The organism is Carnobacterium sp. (assembly GCF_040274945.1).
In the GTDB taxonomy this organism is placed as follows: domain Bacteria; phylum Bacillota; class Bacilli; order Lactobacillales; family Carnobacteriaceae; genus Carnobacterium_B.
This window is the reverse complement of record NZ_JBEMAR010000001.1, coordinates 37,561-57,946: the sequence shown is the minus strand read 5'-3', so window position 1 is coordinate 57,946 and position 20,386 is coordinate 37,561. Positions and strand designations below refer to the sequence as shown.

The 20,386-nt window shown below is 33.5% G+C and carries 20 protein-coding genes and 1 pseudogene; 16 read left to right on the top strand and 5 right to left on the bottom strand.

The window, feature by feature from the left end:
* Positions 1-57 precede the first annotated feature (57 nt).
* Together ABS916_RS00295 and ABS916_RS00290 are read right to left on the bottom strand one after the other, a co-directional pair.
* Complete coding sequence (locus ABS916_RS00295; RefSeq protein ID WP_350450025.1) at positions 58-879, bottom strand: endonuclease/exonuclease/phosphatase family protein; 822 nt, start codon at positions 877-879, stop codon at positions 58-60.
* Between the two features lie 12 nt (positions 880-891).
* A pseudogene (locus ABS916_RS00290) lies at positions 892-2,544 on the bottom strand (PTS transporter subunit IIBC); the annotation flags it as partial.
* A 197-nt stretch (positions 2,545-2,741) separates the two neighbouring features.
* On the opposite strand from ABS916_RS00290, the gene mdxK reads away from it, so the two are divergent.
* From mdxK to ABS916_RS00270, 4 genes are read left to right on the top strand one after another with little or no spacing between them, the layout of a single operon-like run.
* Positions 2,742-5,123 (top strand): maltose phosphorylase MdxK, encoded by a 2,382-nt coding sequence (mdxK, locus tag ABS916_RS00285; RefSeq protein ID WP_350450371.1) that lies wholly within the window; start codon positions 2,742-2,744, stop codon positions 5,121-5,123.
* 18 nt (positions 5,124-5,141) lie between these two features.
* Positions 5,142-5,813, top strand: a complete 672-nt coding sequence (gene pgmB, locus ABS916_RS00280) for a beta-phosphoglucomutase (RefSeq protein ID WP_350450024.1) — start codon at positions 5,142-5,144, stop codon at positions 5,811-5,813.
* On the top strand, positions 5,800-6,807 hold the full coding sequence (locus ABS916_RS00275) for an aldose epimerase family protein (protein ID WP_350450023.1): 1,008 nt from the start codon (positions 5,800-5,802) through the stop codon (positions 6,805-6,807). The genes pgmB and ABS916_RS00275 overlap by 14 nt, the downstream gene beginning before the upstream one ends.
* 37 nt (positions 6,808-6,844) lie before the next feature.
* Positions 6,845-7,870, top strand: coding sequence for a LacI family DNA-binding transcriptional regulator (locus tag ABS916_RS00270; protein ID WP_350450022.1), 1,026 nt, complete (start codon positions 6,845-6,847; stop codon positions 7,868-7,870).
* A gap of 159 nt (positions 7,871-8,029) precedes the next feature.
* Here ABS916_RS00270 and ABS916_RS00265 read toward each other — a convergent pair whose 3' ends face one another.
* Positions 8,030-8,449, bottom strand: a complete 420-nt coding sequence (locus ABS916_RS00265) for a hypothetical protein (protein ID WP_350450021.1) — start codon at positions 8,447-8,449, stop codon at positions 8,030-8,032.
* A gap of 211 nt (positions 8,450-8,660) precedes the next feature.
* Between ABS916_RS00265 and ABS916_RS00260 the strand changes: the two genes are divergently transcribed.
* From ABS916_RS00260 to ABS916_RS00250, 3 genes are all read left to right on the top strand, one after another.
* Positions 8,661-9,053, top strand: coding sequence for a hypothetical protein (locus tag ABS916_RS00260; RefSeq protein ID WP_350450020.1), 393 nt, complete (start codon positions 8,661-8,663; stop codon positions 9,051-9,053).
* A 278-nt stretch (positions 9,054-9,331) separates the two neighbouring features.
* Positions 9,332-10,510: an IS256-like element ISEf1 family transposase gene (locus ABS916_RS00255; RefSeq protein WP_350450019.1), complete on the top strand. Its 1,179-nt coding sequence runs from the start codon at positions 9,332-9,334 to the stop codon at positions 10,508-10,510.
* A gap of 680 nt (positions 10,511-11,190) precedes the next feature.
* On the top strand, positions 11,191-11,595 hold the full coding sequence (locus ABS916_RS00250; protein ID WP_350450018.1) for a cytidine deaminase: 405 nt from the start codon (positions 11,191-11,193) through the stop codon (positions 11,593-11,595).
* Positions 11,596-11,690: 95 nt separating this feature from the next.
* On the opposite strand, the gene ABS916_RS00245 is transcribed toward ABS916_RS00250, so the two are convergent.
* Positions 11,691-12,221, bottom strand: a complete 531-nt coding sequence (locus ABS916_RS00245) for a GNAT family N-acetyltransferase (protein WP_350450017.1) — start codon at positions 12,219-12,221, stop codon at positions 11,691-11,693.
* A gap of 525 nt (positions 12,222-12,746) precedes the next feature.
* Between ABS916_RS00245 and ABS916_RS00240 the strand changes: the two genes are divergently transcribed.
* Both ABS916_RS00240 and ABS916_RS00235 read left to right on the top strand, forming a co-directional pair.
* A complete protein-coding gene (locus tag ABS916_RS00240) occupies positions 12,747-13,586 on the top strand; it encodes a histidinol-phosphatase HisJ family protein (RefSeq protein WP_350450016.1) in 840 nt (279 codons plus the stop codon).
* A 159-nt stretch (positions 13,587-13,745) separates the two neighbouring features.
* Positions 13,746-14,951 (top strand): MFS transporter, encoded by a 1,206-nt coding sequence (locus ABS916_RS00235; RefSeq protein ID WP_350450015.1) that lies wholly within the window; start codon positions 13,746-13,748, stop codon positions 14,949-14,951.
* A 137-nt stretch (positions 14,952-15,088) separates the two neighbouring features.
* Here the strand turns inward: ABS916_RS00235 and ABS916_RS00230 are convergent, their stop codons facing one another.
* A complete protein-coding gene (locus ABS916_RS00230; RefSeq protein WP_350450014.1) occupies positions 15,089-15,415 on the bottom strand; it encodes an ArsR/SmtB family transcription factor in 327 nt (108 codons plus the stop codon).
* Positions 15,416-15,667: 252 nt separating this feature from the next.
* On the opposite strand from ABS916_RS00230, the gene ABS916_RS00225 reads away from it, so the two are divergent.
* The 7 genes from ABS916_RS00225 (at position 15,668) to ABS916_RS00195 (ending at position 20,317) form a co-directional block, all read left to right on the top strand.
* Complete coding sequence (locus tag ABS916_RS00225) at positions 15,668-17,581, top strand: heavy metal translocating P-type ATPase (protein WP_350450013.1); 1,914 nt, start codon at positions 15,668-15,670, stop codon at positions 17,579-17,581.
* A 71-nt stretch (positions 17,582-17,652) separates the two neighbouring features.
* The gene (locus ABS916_RS00220; RefSeq protein ID WP_350450012.1) at positions 17,653-18,009 is read left to right on the top strand and encodes an MmcQ/YjbR family DNA-binding protein; all 357 of its coding nucleotides are present in this window, start codon (positions 17,653-17,655) and stop codon (positions 18,007-18,009) included.
* A gap of 210 nt (positions 18,010-18,219) precedes the next feature.
* Positions 18,220-18,501, top strand: a complete 282-nt coding sequence (locus ABS916_RS00215; RefSeq protein ID WP_350450011.1) for a DUF2089 family protein — start codon at positions 18,220-18,222, stop codon at positions 18,499-18,501.
* A 2-nt stretch (positions 18,502-18,503) separates the two neighbouring features.
* Entirely contained in the window at positions 18,504-18,803 is a 300-nt protein-coding gene (locus ABS916_RS00210) for a hypothetical protein (protein ID WP_350450010.1), read from the top strand.
* A 187-nt stretch (positions 18,804-18,990) separates the two neighbouring features.
* Entirely contained in the window at positions 18,991-19,140 is a 150-nt protein-coding gene (locus tag ABS916_RS00205; protein WP_350450009.1) for a hypothetical protein, read from the top strand.
* A gap of 241 nt (positions 19,141-19,381) precedes the next feature.
* Entirely contained in the window at positions 19,382-19,837 is a 456-nt protein-coding gene (locus ABS916_RS00200; protein ID WP_350450370.1) for a GNAT family N-acetyltransferase, read from the top strand.
* Positions 19,838-19,867: 30 nt separating this feature from the next.
* Complete coding sequence (locus ABS916_RS00195) at positions 19,868-20,317, top strand: NUDIX domain-containing protein (RefSeq protein WP_350450008.1); 450 nt, start codon at positions 19,868-19,870, stop codon at positions 20,315-20,317.
* The last annotated feature ends 69 nt before the right edge of the window (positions 20,318-20,386 follow it).

Here is a 20,386-nt window from a genome sequence, read left to right as displayed (position 1 = left end):
TTCAAGGCTAAAAGTTACTCTTAAGTTTTAAAAAAGGGTTAATATTGGCAAAAATTTTTAAATAGATGATGCTATCTCAACGGCAACCCCGAAGTGATCAGAAACGATCGGTTCGTTGATGTTATTAAAAATCACTCGAGAAGAAATTGTTTTTACCGGTTGATTGGCAAAAATATAATCGATTCGTAACCCGCTTTGATTTTCTGCCCATCCATCTATAGCTTCTGCAACTGTAAAACCATTGTCCTTTTGTTCTGCCAAATGATAGGTATCGAACCAATTTTGTGTGACTAGTTCATAACCTTCGTGTTTAATATGAGCTGGATTATTAAAATCACCCAGTAAAAAAATCGGTTCTTTTAAAGTATCGAAAAGTGCTGTACATTTTCCCCATTGACCTGGAAAAGGATCGTGACCATCTTGCCACCAACCCAAATGCAAGTTAAAGAACCACTGACCTGCTGATTTGATTCCAATAACTTTCCGACTTTTATAGTCATCATAAGCCGTATTTTTTGAGGCAAAGAAAGAGCAAACTTCTTGGATCGGCTTCAAACTTAAAATGGCCAAACCTTCATCAAAACGGTCATAACCCATATGAGAAGGTTCCCACGTCCAATAGTACGGTAATCCTTTTTCCTGAAGCTTTTTTTGCAATAAGAAAGCAAAGTTATCTTCTTTGATAGGGTGTTCGTTGTTGGTAGAAGAAAAATCAGCCAATAACGCTTGCTGTACTATAGGAGCTGTCATCAGCTGATTGACTTCTTGCAGTGCGATTACGTCAAATGAATGACGACTGATCGCATCGCATAAGTCGTCCAGTTTTTTTAAAGGATCATCTTCCATCCAACTGTGTGTGTTTAGCGTTAAGAACTTCAAAAATTACACTCCTAATATATCATTGATATCAGATTTTAAGACATCAGCTTTTGGTCCATAAATGGCTTGGATACCTGTTCCTTTTTTCACTAAACCTAAAGCGCCAAGTCTTTTCCAAGCTGCTTCATCTTTAACTACTTCAGGATCCTTAACAGTTACACGTAGACGTGTCATACAAGCATCTACATCTGAAATATTTTCTTTTCCACCTAAAGCTTCGATAATTCCGCTGACTTGTGCATCAGCAGTACCAGTTGCTACAGCAGGAGCTCCTTCAGTTGCAGAACCTGCTTCAGTAGTACTTTCTTCGATGTAGTTACCTAAACGACCAGGAGTAGCGATTTTAAATTTGCCGATCATCCAGTAAGAAACAAAGTAAGCCAAGAAGAAGAATAATACACATGATACTACAAAGTTAACGACATCCCAGACTAATCCGGCATTGATAGACATCGGAATACGTGTCAAGAATTCAAGGGTACCGAACGAGTGAACACGTAAAGCAATAATATCTGCCAAAGCAAATGAAACCCCTTGAAGAATAGCATACACTCCATATAAAGCAGGAGCAGCAAACATAAACATAAATTCAAGCGGCTCAGTAACGCCTGTTAAGAAAACAGCTAAACCAGCAGAAAGAAACATGGATTTGTATTTAGAACGTTTGTCTTTGTCCGTACGACGATACATCGCAAAGGCAATTCCCAGTAATGTACCAGCTGCACCAATCATTTGCCCTACTTTGAAACGAGCAGGAGTAATCGTAGTCAATAATTCATTATATGCAGCAGTATCGCCAGCGTTTTTCAAGTTCACTAAGTCACTGACCCAAGCCAACCATAATGGATCTTGTCCAAATACTTGTCCACCAGCACCAGAGCCTGTTAAAACAGTGTAAGTTCCACCAAGAGCAGTATAGTTTATTGGAATCGTTAACATATGGTGCAATCCAAACGGCAATAACAGACGCTCAAGCGTACCATAAATAAATGGTGCGAATACAGGTGCTGTTTCGCTAGAAGTTGCAATCCATTGCCCGAAGTTGTTGATTCCTGTTTGAATAACCGGCCATACAAGAGCCAATCCGATTGAAATAATTACGGACCATAAAATGACTACGAAAGGAACAAAACGTTTTCCATTAAAGAAAGAAAGGGCTTCCGGTAATTTGCGGTAGTTGTAATATTTGTTGAAAATAACCGCTCCCACAAACCCAGAAATAATTCCGACGAACACACCCATATTCAAAGCAGGTGCGCCTAGAACAGAAGTGAAGTAACCATTTACTGGAATCACTTGTCCGAATAACGTACTTGTTGTAGCGCCTTCAGTGACTAACATATCAGAGGTTACCCCGAAAATGGCACCTGAAGTCATGTTGATTAAAATAAATGCTAGAATAGCAGCGAAAGCTCCACCGGCACGTTCTTTAGCCCACGAACCTCCAATAGCTACTGCAAATAAAATATGTAGGTTATTAATAATAGCCCAACCTAAATTTTCCATAACGCTACCAATGGTTAAGACAAGAGAGATATCTCCGCTGAACATGGCAATCATTTTTCCAATACTAATCATCAATCCGGCAGCAGGCATAACAGCCACAACGACCATTAACGCTTTACCTAATTTTTGCCAAAAATCAAATGAAAAAAGTTTTTTCATTTTTAAATCCTCCTTATGAATACAAATTCGTTAATGCAAACGATTGCTTTAAATATACGACTTGCTTTAAAAAAATGCAAGCGTTTTAAGAGTTCGAAAAATTGTTATCGGTAACATTTTTTTAAAACTCCTTTATATCAAGCTTTTTTTACTGTTCGTCTCTTGGAAACAGAAAAATAAGCTATTTCAAATTGACAATGCAATCGTTTGCGTTTAAACTTGCGTTAGCTAATAAAGAAAGCAGGATTTGTGCTAAATTATTTTTACGCAATCTCTGCGTCAGGAGGAAAAAAGTGTCATATACGCGATTATTTGAAATAGATGAATGGAAAGTTAAAACAACTGAATTGAACAAAGATGAGCGCCGATTACAAGAAAGCTTAACGAGTATTGGAAACGGTTATATGGGTATGCGTGGTAACTTTGAAGAAACTTATTCAGGAGATCACCATCAAGGAAGTTACATTGGAGGCGTTTGGTATCCAGATAAAACACGTGTCGGTTGGTGGAAAAATGGTTATCCAGAGTATTTTGGTAAAGTAATCAATACAATGAACTTTATTCAATTAGATTTATTGATTAATGGAGAAAAAGTTGATTTGTATACGGACAAAGTATCTGATTTTGAAATGGAATTGGATATGCAGCACGGAATCTTGAAAAGAAGTTACTTAGTAGAAAAAGCCACTAAACAAGTACAAGTTGTTGTAGAGCGATTTGTCAGTTTGGATCAAAAAGAACTGTGTGCCATCAAAATGGAAGTGACTAGTCTATCAGATGATGTGAAAGTAGAATTTATCCCAGCTCTTGATGGGAATGTAACCAATGAAGATTCTAATTACGACGAACAATTCTGGCTTCCCGTTTCTCAAGGAACGAATCATTTAGTGATTGAAACTAAACCAAATGATTTTGGAATTGAACAGTTTACAGTAGGTGCTGTGATGTCGAACCGCGTTACAAACGTTGAGAAAACAGCTGATGAAGTGTCTGAAATGAAAGTTGCAGAAACCTATACTGGAATCTTAGCAGCTGGAGAAAAAGCAGTTATTGAAAAACGTGTTGTATTAACGACTTCACGTGATTACAGCAAAACAGATGTGGAGAAGCAAAGTCAGACGATCAGTGAACGAGTTGATCAACTACCATTTGAAGAATTACGGATGCGCCACGAGTCTCTTTGGTTGGAACGGTGGAAAAAGGCAGATATTGAAATCGGTGGCGATCCTGCAGCTCAACAAGGTATTCGTTTCAACTTATTCCAGTTGTTTTCTACGTATTATGGTGAAGACACTCGTTTGAACATTGGACCTAAAGGATTTACAGGTGAAAAGTATGGTGGAGCAACTTATTGGGATACCGAAGCTTATGCGGTACCTTTATACTTGGCATTAGCAGATCCAAAAATAACAGAGAACCTATTGACGTATCGTCACAATCAATTGCCTCAAGCAGAGCACAACGCACGCCAACAAGGGTTAAAAGGTGCTTTGTATCCAATGGTGACTTTCACAGGAGTGGAGTGCCACAATGAATGGGAAATCACGTTTGAAGAGATCCATCGGAATGGTGCGATGGCTTATGCCATTTACAACTACACAAATTACACAGGCGACGAAAGCTATCTGAAAGAAAAAGGATTGGATGTTCTAGTGGGCATCAGCCGTTTCTGGGCAGACCGCGTACACTACAACCGTAGAAAAGACCAATATATGATGCATGGTGTGACCGGTCCGAATGAATACGAAAATAATGTCAATAATAACTGGTATACAAATAAATTAGCTGTTTGGACATTGAAGTATACTTTAGAATCTTTACCATTGTCAGCAGATAAAAAAGAAAGTTTACAAGTAACAGATGAAGAAACAGCAAAATGGCAAGACATCATAGAGAAAATGTACTATCCTTATGATGAAGAAGAGCAAGTTTTTGTTCAGCACGATACATTCTTAGACAAAGAATTGCGTCCAGTTTCTGAATTAGATCCAGCTGATCTACCACTGAACCAAAAATGGTCATGGGATAAAATTCTACGTTCGCCATTTATCAAACAAGCAGATGTCTTGCAAGGAATCTATTTCTTTAAAGAAATGTACACTGTGGAAGAAATCGAGCGCAACTTTGATTTTTACGAACCGATGACGGTACATGAGTCTAGCTTATCTCCAAGTATCCATGCGATTTTAGCAGCTGATATTGGTAAAATGGACAAAGCAGTAGAGTTTTATGCTCGCACGGCTCGTTTAGATCTGGACAACTACAATAATGATACAGAAGACGGATTGCACATCACATCCATGACAGGTAGTTGGTTGACAATCGTTCAAGGATTCGCCGGAATGCAGACCGTTAACGGACAGTTATCGTTTAGACCTTATTTGCCAGAAAACTGGACAAATTATTCTTTCCATATCAACTACCGCGGACGTTTACTGAAGATCTCTGTAACAAGTGAAGAAGTATCAATCGTGTTGCTTGAAGGCGAAGCGTTGGAATTATCTGTATATGATGAATCAGTGGTATTGAATGATGTATACACTTCTACAACCAAAACACCCAAAAAAGTTACTAACTAACAGAGAGGAAGAGGGAATATGAAGGCAGTACTATTTGATTTAGACGGTGTCATCACGGATACAGCTGTTTACCATTATGAAGCATGGAAAGCATTAGGAACTAAGATTGGTATCAACATCGATGAAGAGTTCAATGAACAATTAAAAGGCGTTAGTCGCACGGATTCACTGAACCTTATTTTGGAAAAAGGCAACAAACAAAGCGCTTATACAGAAGTGGAAAAAACAGCAATGGCCACTGAAAAAAATGATCTATACAAGACCTTGATTGAAAAAATGTCTCCAGCAGATTTGTTGCCCGGGATTAAAAACTTGCTTGACGAACTAAAAGCAAAAAATATCTTGATTGGGTTAGCTTCTGCTAGTCAAAACGGTCCTGTGATCTTAGACAAATTACAAATTACTGACTACTTTAACGAAATTGTTGATCCTGCCAAATTAAAAGCGGGCAAACCAGATCCGGAAATTTTTGTGACTGGTGCTCAACAACTTGGTGTGAGCGTGAGCGAATGTGTGGGTGTAGAAGATGCAGCTGCTGGAGTAGATTCGATCAATGCTGCCAATATGGTTTCTGTTGGAGTTGGTGAAGCTAATATCTTAGGTAAGGCAACAAAAGTTGTTCCAAGTACTGCTGATCTGACAGCAGGATTACTAGAAGATGTATGGAGTGAAACGGTTGGACGCGCGTAAGCAGCATTACGGTTGGTATAAAGAACAAGAAGTTTTTGAATACGTCTTGACTAATGATCAACAAGCTGTTTTTCGTTGCATCGATTATGGAGCAGTAGTAACAGGGATCGAAGTTCCTGATCAGTTTGGGAAAATAGAAAATGTCGTGCTCGGGTTTAAACAGTTTGAGGATTATGTAAATGATTCGCCTTATTTTGGTGCTGTAGTCGGAAGAATAGCAGGGCGCATTGCTGATGGTGCATGGTCTAATTATCAGCTGACTAAAAACGAAGGAAGACACCATATTCATGGAGGAAACCACACCTTCAGTCAACGTCTTTGGGAAAGTCGATTGGTGAAAGAACAAGATAAAATCGGTGTTTCTTTTTCGCTGATCAGTTCAGACGGAGACAATGGATATCCAGGTAACCTCAATGTGACGGTAACTTATTACTGGACCAATGAGAACGTGTGGGAGATGCTGTTTACGGCGGAAACAGACCAAGAAACACTGTTTAACCCGACCAATCATACGTATTTTAATTTGAGTGGACACACAAAAAGAGACATATTGAACCATACTCTTCAAATAGATGCACAAAATTATGCGGAAACGAATGAGTCTAAATTGCCAACTGGTATCTTATTAGCAGTTGCGAATACAGCTTTCGATTTTAGAAAACCGAAAAAAATGGCGACAGCGATTAAAGAGCGACCTGAAGGATTTGATACACCATTCAAGTTAACTGGGGACAAAACGATTCGACTTCATGATCCAGACAATGGTCGTACTTTAGTGATGGAAACAGATCGAGAAGCGGTAGTGGTTTTTTCGACAACAGGTATGGAAGAAGACTACTTGGTGGACGGTGAAAAAATGAGCAGTCATCGAGGAATGGCATTGGAAACACAAGAACTACCTGATGCAGTAAATCATCCTGAGTTTCGCTCTATTGTCATCGAACCTGAAAAGACCTATCGTTATTGGACAAAGTACAGGTTTACAACTCAATAGGTATAGCTTAAGATAAAGGCAGAAAGGATGTGCGCAGATGTCAGTCACAATAAAAGATGTAGCCAAAAAAGCTGGAGTAGCCACCTCAACTGTATCGCGTACCATCCAAGATTCTCCTAGCATAAGTGAAAAAACGAAAGAAAATGTTCGGCGTGTGATGAAAGAGATCGGATACCGTCCAAATTTAACGGCACGCGGGTTGGTAAATCAGACTACTCAAACGATTGGAGTCATTTTACCAGTATCTCAAGGGCAAGGTTTTCAAAACACCTTTTTCCTCAGTATGATTCGAGGAATCAGTAAAGCGTGCAACGAAAAGAAATATATGGTGTCACTTGCTTCTGGGACAACGGAAGCAGAGTTGCTGGAAAGTATCCAAACGATGGCTGAAGGTGGTCGTGTCGATGGATTTATCGTCTTATATTCTAAGAAAGACGATCCAATCATTGAATACTTGCATCAAGAAAAAGTCCCTTATGCTATGATTGGAAAACCGTATAAATACGAAAATGAAATGCTTTACGTAGATAATGACAATGTTGTTGCTGGAAAAGATGCAGCAAATTATTTATTGCAATTGGGACATAAAAAAATTGCGTTCATAGGAGAAGATGCCAATCAAATGGTCATTCGGGAGCGTTTAAAAGGGTATACGCAAGCTTTAGATGATGCTGGAATCCAAATGGACCAAGAGTTGATTCTAGATGTCACTCTCCCTGAAGCAGCTTATCGAAGAAAAATAAAGCAACTTTTTGGGAGCGGTGATTTTCCAACAGGTATCGTAGCCAGTGATGATTTGATTGCTTTGAATATGAGTTATTTACTTAGTGGATTTGGTTTGAAAATACCAACAGATGTTTCGATCATTGGATTCAATAATTCGATTTTTGCTGAAAAGGCCCGTCCTGAATTGACCTCAATCGATCTGCATACAGATTCATTGACTTCTCAAACTGTCTATCAATTGATCGATTTGATGGTAGGGAAACAAACGTTAGCAGTCAAAATCATCTTGCCGCATCAAATTATTGAACGACAATCCTGTATAAGAAACACCAACTAGAAAAATCTCCTGTACTCCATTTCAACAAAGGGGTACAAGAGATTTTTTTGTGCTTAATATAGTTAAGAAACTAAAATTAACGTACTATAATAAATGAACTACATAACCAATCTCATAAGATAATAGTTATTTTCTTCTTCATTTACTTATCACGATAAATTAAGGAGCAAATCCATAATATAAAATTTCAAAAATTGGTTGTCCTATTATCAAAATGCCAACTAATGCACCTATATAAACAAATATGAAGAGTATTTTCAAGAACAGGAATTGATCTTGTGCAATTATTTTTTTGATTCCATACCATGCAAATATAAGCAGCATGGGAATAAATAACACAAAAAATGAACGATTAACAAATAGGGAAAATTTTTCAAATCGTTGAAACCCTTTATTATGTATAGTTTGTAAAGCGTGAAATTTCCTTATCCAAAGAAAGAGAAAAGATAACTGCAAAAGACAAGCAAAAGAAGTAAGACTATAATTGATGTACTTTTTTTCTTTTCGGACTAATAAATAAATCATTCCAATATAAACGATCCCTAATAAAATCGCATAAAATGGTTTAACTATAAACATTAGTACACCACCTTTTCTTTATCAAAATACTATCAATTTTATCATATTATCTTTTAAGTATACCCATTCTAAAAAATCTTTCTATGTAAAAGCTTCCATGTTGAACAGTATAAAAATAACATTAGGTACGTCAAATGTACATTTAATGATATAATTTAATAGAAATTTATTAACTAATAGGTAAATACTAACAACTTGAGAGAGGTATAAAATGAAAAAGAACAAAAGATTACTTTTCACAAAAGTTCTTTATGGTTTATTTTTATTGGCGACTATAGTAACTTTTTTTATTGTTTATAAAAATATAGACAATGCTATTTCTTTTAAAATTTTAATAGGGTATCTATTTTTAACTTTCTTCATGCTAGTATATGTTCCTTTTATAGCCCTTGTAAATACAAGGAATTTTAAACGGGTTTATATAAGAAAAAGAATCGTTAAATTTATTATCATTTTTATTTTGTTGAGTGCTGTGAATTATTTTTTTGATTCCATAATGAGACCCTCTAAAATAAATTTATTCAGTATTTTTTCTACTACCCTGGGTATATCTTTTGGTATCGCTTTTTCTGGAATTATTTTTTTCAAAGATAAAATAGAATAGGGTAGGTAGAAAATTTTATAATACTATTCATTGGTAGCAATGGTATAATCCTTGTTTATCATTTTTTATGTAGACACATGAAATGCCATAGAATCATGTAATAAATATCAAAAATACTTTAATATTAAAAAATAAAGTATTTTTTAGAACCAAAATATAGGGAGATTTTTAGAGAGTGTAAAATATTTTGTGTAAATGAAAAAATCCATACAAAAAAGGAAGTCCCTTCTGTAGAATAAAGTTAACGACAACCAATTCACAGAAAAGAGGACTTCCCTATGAATGATTTTACTACAGAAATTGTGCAAACTCTAGTCACTAAAGGCGATTTAAATGAATTATTCCGTTCGCACTTAGAAAAAGCGATAAACACACTCCTACGGACTGAATTAACGGCTTTTTTAGATTACGAAAAATATGATCGCACTGGTTTTAATTCAGGTAATTCGAGAAACGGTTCTTACTTTCGATCAATCAAAACCGAATACGGTGAATTAACATTGGAAATACCTAGAGATCGTAATGGTGAGTTTAAACAACAAACTTTACCAGCCTACAAAAGAACAAACGATACATTGGAAACCACTATTATCCATTTATTCGAAAAAGGTGTTACGATGTCTGAAATTGCTGATTTAATCGAAAAAATGTATGGGCATCACTATACTCCACAAACCATGTCCAACATGACTAAAGTTCTGACTGAAGAAGTAAACGCCTTTAAATCCAGAGCCTTAAATGATAAGTATGTCGCTATTTTTATGGACGCTACTTATATTCCATTAAAACGCCAAACCGTATCCAAAGAAGCGATTTATATTGCCATTGGTATACGAGAAGACGGCACTAAAGAAGTACTGAGTTATGCGATTGCTCCGACTGAATCAACATACGTTTGGAATGAGCTGCTACAGGATATTAACTCCAGAGGAGTTCAAGAAGTCTTGCTTTTTATTACGGATGGCTTAAAAGGCATGAAAGATACCATCCAACAAATTTATCCTAAAGCAAAATATCAGCATTGTTGTATCCATGTATCTCGTAATATTGCTCATAAAGTACGTGTCAAAGACCGAAAAGAAATCTGTGATGACTTTAAGGCTGTTTATCAAGCTAACTCAAAGGAAGAAGCGAATACATTCTTATCCTGTATGATTGAGAAATGGAAGAAAAACTATCCTAAAGTGACGCAGTCACTCATAGAAAACCAAGATTTATTGACTTTTTATGAGTTTCCACCCAGTATTCGTAGAATCATTTACTCAACCAATCTAATCGAGTCTTTCAATAAGCAAATTAAAAAGTACAGCCGCAGAAAAGAGCAGTTTCAAAATGAAGAATCACTAGAACGCTTTCTAGTCAGCATTTTTGATACATACAATCAAAAATTTCTAAACAGAAGCCATAAAGGTTTCCAACAAGTAACCGATACATTAGTTTCAATGTTTACTGAGTAACTAATTATTTTGCAGAAGGACGATTTATTTACACAAAATTATTGACGCTCCCGATTTTTAAGTGGGTATAGGTTTGTTCATTATTTGTTTTCTTATTATGATAATAGCTATTACAAAAAATAAACAATAAATTTAAAAGTGATTAAATATTCTTCTTTTGGCCAGGAAATACTTCATGTAGAAATTGATTTATTTATATTTAAGAGGAGGATTAAACATGAATCGAAGTTTCTCTATTTATCTACTAACTTTTTTTGAAAAAACGTCTCAACTTATGGCAAATTTTTTTCTGCTTTTGATTTTATACAACTATTTCTTTGTAAGAAATCATTCAATAATTAGTATTACTTACAAAGAATTTTATATTATTGCATTTGTAAGTACTATATCTGGTATTTTTTTATCATTATCTAAAAAACTAAAAAAATAAAGACAGCAATCAAACTTTAAAAATGTACAAACATAGTTTAAATTATATGAACAATAGGAAGTAAGAAACGATTAAAGCAAAAGATATATGCCAAGATAGTATTTGTAACTTTGTAAGATACCGCTAGCTTTTAAGTAATACTAGAATCAATGAGATTAGATAAAATTATGGATCAACCTAAAAATAATTATTAGTTGACCTTAAAGTATAGTCGAATGTGATTATATACCTACAGAGAGGAACTTTTTTAATGAATATAGAAGAATCTTTATATCAGGCAGCTTTAGAATTAATAGAAAAAAGATACCCTACAGGTTGGGGTGGCGCAGCTGCTATGTACACAAAAAAAAATCAAATTTTAACGAGTGTGTCTCCAGATGTTTTGAATGCTTCAACTGAGTTATGTATGGAGACAGGAGCAATATTAGAAGCACACAAATTGGATACTTCTGTTACACACAGTATCTGTGTAGTTAGAGAAAATGAGAGTGCTCCATTCAAAATATTAACTCCATGTGGAACGTGCCAAGAACGTTTAGTCTATTGGGGATCAGATGTAAAAGCAGCAATCACTACAAAAGATAATGATTTATTATTTAAAACATTAAAAGAATTACAACCTCATCATTGGTTAGAGGCATATAGCGACAGATAAATTTATTTAGATACATAAAAATTAAGAAAGACCACTAACTTTCCTAGTAAAAAGTGGTCTTATCTGAACTAGCTCAATAGTGAAAAAACTATTAATTAGCTATTCAAAAAGGAACGAAAGGTAGGATTTATTCTCGCCATTAGGTATTCATTCTCATACTTTCCTTCTTTTATTGCTGCAAGCCGTTTAAGACCCTCTTTTTCAAATCCGAATTTCTCATAAAGATGTATAGCTCTTTCGTTTTTCTCAAATACAGTAAGTTCGAGTCTAACAAGCATTAACCAATTATCGGCTACGTCTATAAGTGCAGCTATTAAAGCAGAACCAACCCCTTGATTTTGATAATCTTTATGGATCATTATACCTATATTCCCGCTATGCCGCATACGATGGTTACCATTTACAGATAACCCAGCGGTTCCTACAATTAGTTCCTCATTATCTTGAACCTTTGAAATAGCGACAAACTGGTGCTGATTAGAGTCCATATTAACAACAAACTCTTCATTTTGTTGTATTCTCTCTGAAGGGATGCCTAAAATATTTTCAAATACCCCTGGCATACGTCTTAATTCGTTTAAACCTTTACCATCTCCGCTATTAATTGGTCTAATATAAAATTCCATATGTATTCCTCCTTAAAAGATGTAAGCTACTAATTATGTTTAAAACCATTGATGCTTAATAGTTTTATTATACAGTTTATTCTCTCTTAAAATCATATTAATTTAATCATTATTGCTGAATTGATAATCTAACTAATCTATTTATACACTAATTTAGATAAAATAATTCTTTTTCATTCCAATATAGAAACATGTATACTTAAATGTAAGCGTTCCTAAAAAAGAGACAATTACTTAGCTATTCAAGGAATGGAGACACAATTACAAATTATAAATGAATAGAGAAATTGGAATACTTTCTTTATCTACAGTCATGGGTTCAGTTGGGAGATAAAGATAATGAGATTAGAACATGTATCAATCTGGACGAAAGATTTTGAAAAAATGAGAGGATTTTACAAAAAATAGATCATAGAAAGTGAATGACCTGACCAAAATATGTTAGCAGGGGGAATTAACAATCTTCCAATATAAATTAAAGAAAAAATAACAAATGAAATTTGATGATTTGAAGGAGGTTTTTTGATGGTTTATGTAGATTATCATGTGCATAGTGACTATAGTGATGATTCTTGGTATTTAATGGAAGATGTCGTAAAAAATGCCATTCAGTTGGGGTTAGAAGAGATTTGTTTTACAGATCATGTTGATTACGGGGTCAAACCTGATTGGAAACTAGGTGAAGAATTTCAAGCAGGTAAAAATAAAGAGGTTAAAAACGTTCACTACGATTTATATTTTGCTGAATTAGATAAACTTGCTAAGACATATGAAGCAGAAGCAGAAATAAAAATAAAAAAGGGACTGGAATTCGGAATGCAAGTCCATACAATCTCTCAATTTGAAAAACTCTACCAGTCTCATGACTTTGATTTCATATTATTATCGGTACACCAAATTGAAAATAAAGAATTTTGGACAGGAGAATTTCAAAAAGGACATACACACAAGGAAAGTTATGATAAATATTACGATGAAATGTATCAATTGGTCACTACTTATAAAAATTATAGTGTATTGGCGCATATGGACTTAGTGAGACGTTATTTAGATAAAGAAGTGGATATGTTTGAATATAATAGAGATAAAATAACGGAAATATTAAAAGTAGTTATAGCAAATAATAAAGGAATAGAAGTAAATACATCTTCTAGTCGTTATGAAATCAACGGATTGACACCTTCCATAGAGATCCTAAAACTGTATCACGAACTTGGTGGTAAAATTATTACGATTGGTAGTGATAGTCATAAACCAGAACATCTAGGTTTTAACATTAAAGAATCTAAAAAAATGTTAAAAGACATTGGCTATACTCAGTTTTGTACTTTTGATAAAATGGAACCTATTTTTCATACATTATAAAAATAACTATCTATTAGATCCTTGATCGAAAAAAAAATTATAAAAGTTAGCCAGAATTTAATTTTTAAAAGGTAAGGGCTAATATAATTTCGATTAATAAACTAATGTAGTTATTGCTTTATTCAAACATTGTATTTATTAACAAAATTGGAGGTTTAAATGGGTTCATTTTTATTAATTATTATATATATTGCGTTTATTAGCTTAGGGCTACCTGACTCACTTATTGGATCAGCTTGGCCGATTATGCATAGCGAATTGGCTGTTCCTCTATCCTATGCCGGTATCATTACGATGATTATTGCTGGATGCACCATATTATCTAGTCTTTCTTCAAATTATTTAACCAATAAGTTAGGAACAGGTTTAATCACAGCACTGAGTGTGTTAACCACAGCTATGGCTTTATATGGATTTTCAATTTCCAATACTTTCATTGAGTTGTGTCTTTGGGCTGTCCCTTATGGTCTAGGTGCTGGAGCAGTAGATGCTGCGTTAAATAACTATGCAGCGTTATACTTCAGTTCCAAACATATGAATTGGCTCCATTGTTTTTGGGGCTTAGGAGCCTCACTTAGCCCATATATCATGGGTTTCTACTTGACTAATAATTTAAATTGGAGTGGTGGATACAGAGCGGTCTTTTTGATACAAGTTGCTTTAGTGATAGTGCTATTTTTAAGCTTGCCACTTTGGAAAACAGAAGTATCCGATTCTACTGTAAAAAAGTCTAGAGAAGACAGTTATTTGAGTCTAAAGGATACTCTAAAAATTAAAGGTCTCAAGTATATGTTAATTACATTCATTTGTTATTGCGCGTTAGAACAAACGGTTGCTTTATGGTCAACGACTTATTTAGTGGCAGCTAAAGGAATTAGTCCAATCATAGGTGCTAAATTCACTTCTTTATTTTTCTTAGGAATTACTGCTGGAAGATTTATTTCTGGTTTGTTTTCTGATAAGTTAGGAGATAAAAAATTGATTCAAATGGGTTCACTACTTACTATTGTAGGTATTTTGTTCATGTTATTTGCTAATACGGTCGAATTTATGACTTTAGCTGGATTGTTGATTATTGGTTTGGGCTGCGCGCCTATTTATCCTTCTATTATTCATGCTACTCCGGATAATTTTGGTAAAGGGAATTCACAAGCAGTCATTGGTGTTCAAATGGCTAGTGCATATATTGGAAGTACATTTATGCCGCCACTATTCGGTTTGTTTTCTGAAATACTAACTATCCGAATTTTACCTATCTATTTATTATTCTTTGCTTTACTAATGCTATTTTCGTTTAAGAAAGTTAACCAAATCGTAAAAGAAAAAATAATAGAAGAAGAACTGGCTGATCAAGTTAAGCTATGAATTACAATGAATGCAAAACTAAATGGTACGATTCAAATGTTCTTAAATTTTATATAAATAATTACGATAGTGAAGGTAAAAAAAGACAGCGAGTTAAAATCTCGCTGTCTTTTTATTTTGAATTATTAACCTGGTAGTTAGTCTTTATTTTCTTGCTCTTGTTCTTCGATATGAGTTAAAACTTGTTCAAGAATACTAAAAACATGAAGATCATCAAGGCTATAGATCATATTTTTGCCAGCTCTTTTTGATTTTACTAATCTTGAAGTCCGTAAAGTTTTTAACTGGTGAGAAATGGCTGATTGTTCCATACTTAGAGACTGCGCAATAGCTCCAACACTAAGTTCTTCTTTTTGCAAAAGAAATAAAATAGAAAGTCGTGTAGGATCACTAATCATTTTAAATATCTTGCTTACCTCTTGGATAGCTTCATTAGTTAATGGAGAAGTTGATGATGATTTCATAAAATTTTCTCCTCTTCATATGTGTGTTCGTTCATATTTAGATTATCACAAGATTTTTATAAAGCAAGTTTTTTATGTAAAAAGAGGTGTTAAATAGTCGGATGGTTTTACTAAGTAAATAAGATAACATTTTTTTGACAAATCAGATAGAGCGGAATATAATGAACATGTAGACATATGAACGTTCATTCAAATGTAATTCGTAAGCATTACGATTCCAAAATGATGGTTTTATTAAGAAAGGTGATAGATATGAAAGAGATTCAAGCGCAACTTTCACGTGAAAATCATAGTCACAATCATGATCATGGAAATAGGCCAATTACTTTGTACTTTATTGGTTTAGCATTGTCGCTTATTTCGTTATTTTTAATCAGAGAAAATAGTGTATTACAAAATAGTTTATTTTTCATTGCTTCAATTAGTGCTGGCTATCATGTCATTGTTCTTGAAGGACTTGGAGAAATGATCGAGAACTCTCGAATCCAACACCAATTTACACCTAATTCTCATATTTTAATGGGAGTAGCTGCAATAGGCGCTTCTCTAATAGGAAATTTTTGGGAAGGGACGTTATTGATCCTTATTTTCTCTGGAGCACACTTTCTTGAAGATTATGCTGAAGGAAGAAGTAAAAGGGAAATTACCAAGTTGCTGGAAATGAATCCAACAACAGCTAGGCTAATCATGCCAGATGGAAATACAAAAATTGTTGATGTTAATGAGTTAAAAGTAGGAGATAAACTTCAGGTTTTAAATGGTGACCAAGTACCTATTGACGGAGTGATAGTATCTGGTTCTACGTCGATCGATGAGTCTTCTATTAATGGTGAGAGTATGCCTAAAGAGAAGTCAAAGGGAGACGGAGTTTTTGGGAGTACAATTAATGGAACTGGTACTTTCACTATGGAAGTTACAAAAGAGAATAAAGATACTGTCTTTTCAAAGATTATAAAACTAGTAAATCAAAATCAAGAGAACCAAACAAAAGTATCTAGTTTTATACAAAAGCTTGAGCCTAAGTATGTTAAATTTGTTTTAATTGCCATTTCACTCGTCATTTTACTAACTCCTATGCTTTTTGAATTGACCTGGTCACAAAGTATTTATAGAGGATTAGTCCTTTTAGTAGCAGCTTCTCCGTGTGCTCTAGCAGCAGCTACCGTATCGGTAACGTTATCAGCCACTTCTAATCTAGCCAAAAGAGGTGTACTTTCAAGAGGAAGTGCCTATTTGTCCCAGTTAGCCGATATTCAAGCCATTGCCTTTGATAAAACAGGAACATTAACGAAAGGGAAACCGGAAGTAACACATTATTATTTTTCTGATTCTGTGAACGAGGAAAACATTATTGATATCGTAGTAGCTCTTGAAAAAGAATCCAATCACCCATTAGCAACTGCTATTTTAGACAAATTTGAACCAAAAAATAAACTAGCTATTGAAGTGGAAAATCAGATTGGAAAAGGTTTGATAGGAGAATATAACGGGAAAACTTATCGGATAGGCAAACCAACTTCATTTGAAGCTGTGATGGATCACTATGCACGTTTGAATAAAGAATGGGCTTCAGAAGGTAATACGGTTGTGTACGTATCCGAAAATGAAAAAGTAATTGGTCTGATCGCATTAATGGATATTCCAAGTGAACATGCGAAGGCAACAATAGAGTACTTCAAGAAGTGTGGTATCCATACCACTTTAATTACTGGGGACTCTGAAATGACAGGACAAGCTGTTGGTAAACAATTAGGAATAGATCAAGTAATTGCGAACGTCATGCCAGAAGATAAATCTAACATTATTAATGAACAAATGGAACATTATGGTGTAACCGCTATGGTGGGAGATGGTGTAAATGACGCACCTGCTCTTGTAAAGGCAGATGTTGGAATTGCTATGGGAGATGGTACGGATGTTGCAGTAGATGTATCTGATCTAGTGTTAATGAAAAATGATTTATCCAAATTGGTAAAAGCTCATGAGATTTCTTTAAAAATGAATCGAGTTATTTGGCAAAATATCATTTTCTCAATGATAGTTGTCGCTTTTCTAATTTCCGTAAGCTTATTAGGATTAACGGATATAGCAATTAGTGTGATCATTCATGAAGGAAGTACCTTAGTCGTGATATTAAATGGTCTCCGATTATTAAAATTTAAATAAAGAAAAATGAAGTGTGAATTTTATGTCAAATTGGGATCTATTAAATCATTAAATTTAGAGAGGGTAATAGTATGGCCACTCGTTCAGATATTTTAAGTTACGCAGAAGAAAACTATAAAACTATTTCAGAGCATTTGTGGGATAAATTTCCAAGTTATGAAGTGTTACGACACAAACATAATGAAAAATGGTATGCGATTATCATGAATGTGCCTAAAAATAAAGTTGGTTTAGAAGGCGATGAAGTTATTGATATACTAGATATAAAGTGTGAACCTGAAATGGTTGTTCCTTTGTCTTCACGAGAAGGATTTTCTCGCGCATACCACATGAATAAAGAACACTGGTTAACAGTTATTTTAGATGGAACCGTTTCGGATGAAGAAATATATCGTTTGATTGATATAAGTTATGAAATGACAAAATAATGATCTAATTTCTTTAAAAGCAATATAAGAAATAGACATAGATACATGAAGTTCTATAAACTTATGTATTTTAAACAAAGTAGTAAACCTAAATTAGGTTTACTATTTTGTTTCTTTTTAGATAAAAATAAACAAAATTAATATTTATTTTAATTTTGTTTATAATTATGTTAATATTATGATGAATAATAATTAAAAGGAGGGTTTTCTATGCAAAGTAATCCTTGGTTTGATTACTTAGAAAATGAAGAAAAAGAGTTTATTAGACAGCTTATATTAGCTTCAGGTTCATTAAAAGAACTGGCAAAAGTATATGATGTCAGTTACCCAACCGTGAGACTAAGACTGGATAGAGTAATCAATAAAGTTAAATTGTATTCTGATCAAGAAAATAATCCGTTTGTAAGTTCAATTATGCAAATGGTCATCGAAGATAAAATTAGCTTAGATAGTGCTAATGAGATTATAAAAAAATATAAGAAAGAGGTATAAGTATGGATTGGATATATATTAGTAGTTTTATTGGTCTAGTAACATTAGGTTGTTTGCAATATTATTTTGGATATAGAGATTATAAAAAATTAGGAATGATTCTTCCAATCATTTTTATAGGACTAGTTATCTATTTCATAATAAAGGGAACAATGACATTTTCTGTTAGAGATATTCTAATGCCTTTACTTGTCTTATTTACTCTGGCAGGTGTTTATAATAATGGTTATGAAAAAAAACAAAAGGCAATAAATAAAGAATTAGATAAAATGAAAGCAAAAGATCAACAAAGTATGCAATAGCTATGGATACATGAGTTTGTTCTCACACTAATATTAGATTATTTTCCTGAAATAGGAATTAGTTATAAAGTAAGTGGAGTACATGATGTAACCGTAGATGACTTAAAAAAAGTTGAATCATTATTAATAAAAGTTTTTAAAAAAAGTAATAAAACATGATTTAGCGTTTGAATTAAATGGAAATAATATGTACAAGTATAATAATGTCAATTTATATGAATATGGCATTGAATTATATAAATCACTAGGTGGGAAGTATTTTACAGTCGGATCAGATGCTCATATAGTTAAGAATTATGAATTTCATTTCAGAGATGTCTTTGATATCTTAGAGTAAAATGTTATTGACTATTTAACAGTATTTCAAAACAAAGAGATAATCTTAGTGAGACGTCTGTAAAGATAAATTAGTTAAAATTAAATACATGAAATTAGATAGTACTCGTATTGTAAATATAGTCCTAATCCTTGTGATATTGTGAATAGAAAAAATTTATATCTCAAATATCAAGTAAGTTGATTTTATAAGTATCATTCAATTTTTTACATTAAAAAACAAATAATGGAGGAAAAAGAACATTAAAATTGATAAGTTAAATCAACATAATGCTGAAAAAATTGCTGATGAATGGAAATATGATGGTAAGTATTCTTTTTATAATATGACAGAAGATATAGAGGATTATGAAGAAATAATTTCCCCTTTATTAAGAGGAAGTAATTATTTTCAAGTTATAAGAAATGATGAGTTGTTTGGTTTTTTTGTTTTAGAACAGACGACTGACTTAGTAGGTATTGGAGTAGGTATTAAACCAGAATGGACGGGAAATGGATTTGGCGAGCAATTTATTTTATTAATTTTGGATTACATTAAGGAGAATTATTCCGCATCGACTGCACGTTTAAGTGTAGCAAAATTTAATATTAGAGCCCAAAAAGTATACGCAAAAGTAGGCTTTACTAAAATTAGAGAATATCAGCAAGCCACAAATGGCTCTGTTCATTTATTTGTTGAAATGGAATTGATTTTCTAATTTTAAATAAACGTTAAGGAGTAATCTAATATGGATTTATCTTTAGATACAGATTTAGGCAAACTGAATATTAGAGTAGCAGCATGGATAGAAAGCCAAAATAGTCTACTAGTTTCTAAATACTCTGGTGGAATAATTTCTTTACCAGGTGGGAGAGTAAAATTTTCAGAGACTACCCTTGAAGCAGTAAAGCGTGAAATTTTAGAAGAAACAGAAGAAGAATTTTATGATGTAGAACTTTTTTCAGTAATTGAAAATTTTTTCTTAGAAAAACAAACAAAAAGAGACTTCCATGAATTTCTTTTTGTTTATAAAGGAAAAATAAGAGAGAAAAAAGAATATCATGGTGTAGATAAAGATAATCAAAATATTACATGGGGATCTTTAAAAGGCATAAATGAATTAAAACCTAGTGTTTTTAGTGAACTAGTTGGTTTCAAAAATATAAATAATATAACTCACTTAGTAAATATTGATTAACAAAGTGAGTGCACACAACTATGATTATAAAAGATAATAACTTTAATTGAATACCTTAAATTACATAAA

Bases quoted from the DNA above. Each gene is read 5' to 3' on its own strand.
- mdxK (WP_350450371.1), top strand. From the start codon at position 2,742: ATGCAATCGTTTGCGTTTAAACTTGCGTTAGCTAATAAAGAAAGCAGG.
- pgmB (WP_350450024.1), top strand. From the start codon at position 5,142: ATGAAGGCAGTACTATTTGATTTAGACGGTGTCATCACGGATACAGCT.
- ABS916_RS00270 (WP_350450022.1), top strand. From the start codon at position 6,845: ATGTCAGTCACAATAAAAGATGTAGCCAAAAAAGCTGGAGTAGCCACC.
- ABS916_RS00265 (WP_350450021.1), bottom strand. From the start codon at position 8,449: ATGTTTATAGTTAAACCATTTTATGCGATTTTATTAGGGATCGTTTAT.
- ABS916_RS00260 (WP_350450020.1), top strand. From the start codon at position 8,661: ATGAAAAAGAACAAAAGATTACTTTTCACAAAAGTTCTTTATGGTTTA.
- ABS916_RS00255 (WP_350450019.1), top strand. From the start codon at position 9,332: ATGAATGATTTTACTACAGAAATTGTGCAAACTCTAGTCACTAAAGGC.
- ABS916_RS00250 (WP_350450018.1), top strand. From the start codon at position 11,191: ATGAATATAGAAGAATCTTTATATCAGGCAGCTTTAGAATTAATAGAA.
- ABS916_RS00245 (WP_350450017.1), bottom strand. From the start codon at position 12,221: ATGGAATTTTATATTAGACCAATTAATAGCGGAGATGGTAAAGGTTTA.
- ABS916_RS00240 (WP_350450016.1), top strand. From the start codon at position 12,747: ATGGTTTATGTAGATTATCATGTGCATAGTGACTATAGTGATGATTCT.
- ABS916_RS00235 (WP_350450015.1), top strand. From the start codon at position 13,746: ATGGGTTCATTTTTATTAATTATTATATATATTGCGTTTATTAGCTTA.
- ABS916_RS00230 (WP_350450014.1), bottom strand. From the start codon at position 15,415: ATGAAATCATCATCAACTTCTCCATTAACTAATGAAGCTATCCAAGAG.
- ABS916_RS00225 (WP_350450013.1), top strand. From the start codon at position 15,668: ATGAAAGAGATTCAAGCGCAACTTTCACGTGAAAATCATAGTCACAAT.
- ABS916_RS00220 (WP_350450012.1), top strand. From the start codon at position 17,653: ATGGCCACTCGTTCAGATATTTTAAGTTACGCAGAAGAAAACTATAAA.
- ABS916_RS00215 (WP_350450011.1), top strand. From the start codon at position 18,220: ATGCAAAGTAATCCTTGGTTTGATTACTTAGAAAATGAAGAAAAAGAG.
- ABS916_RS00210 (WP_350450010.1), top strand. From the start codon at position 18,504: ATGGATTGGATATATATTAGTAGTTTTATTGGTCTAGTAACATTAGGT.
- ABS916_RS00205 (WP_350450009.1), top strand. From the start codon at position 18,991: ATGTACAAGTATAATAATGTCAATTTATATGAATATGGCATTGAATTA.
- ABS916_RS00195 (WP_350450008.1), top strand. From the start codon at position 19,868: ATGGATTTATCTTTAGATACAGATTTAGGCAAACTGAATATTAGAGTA.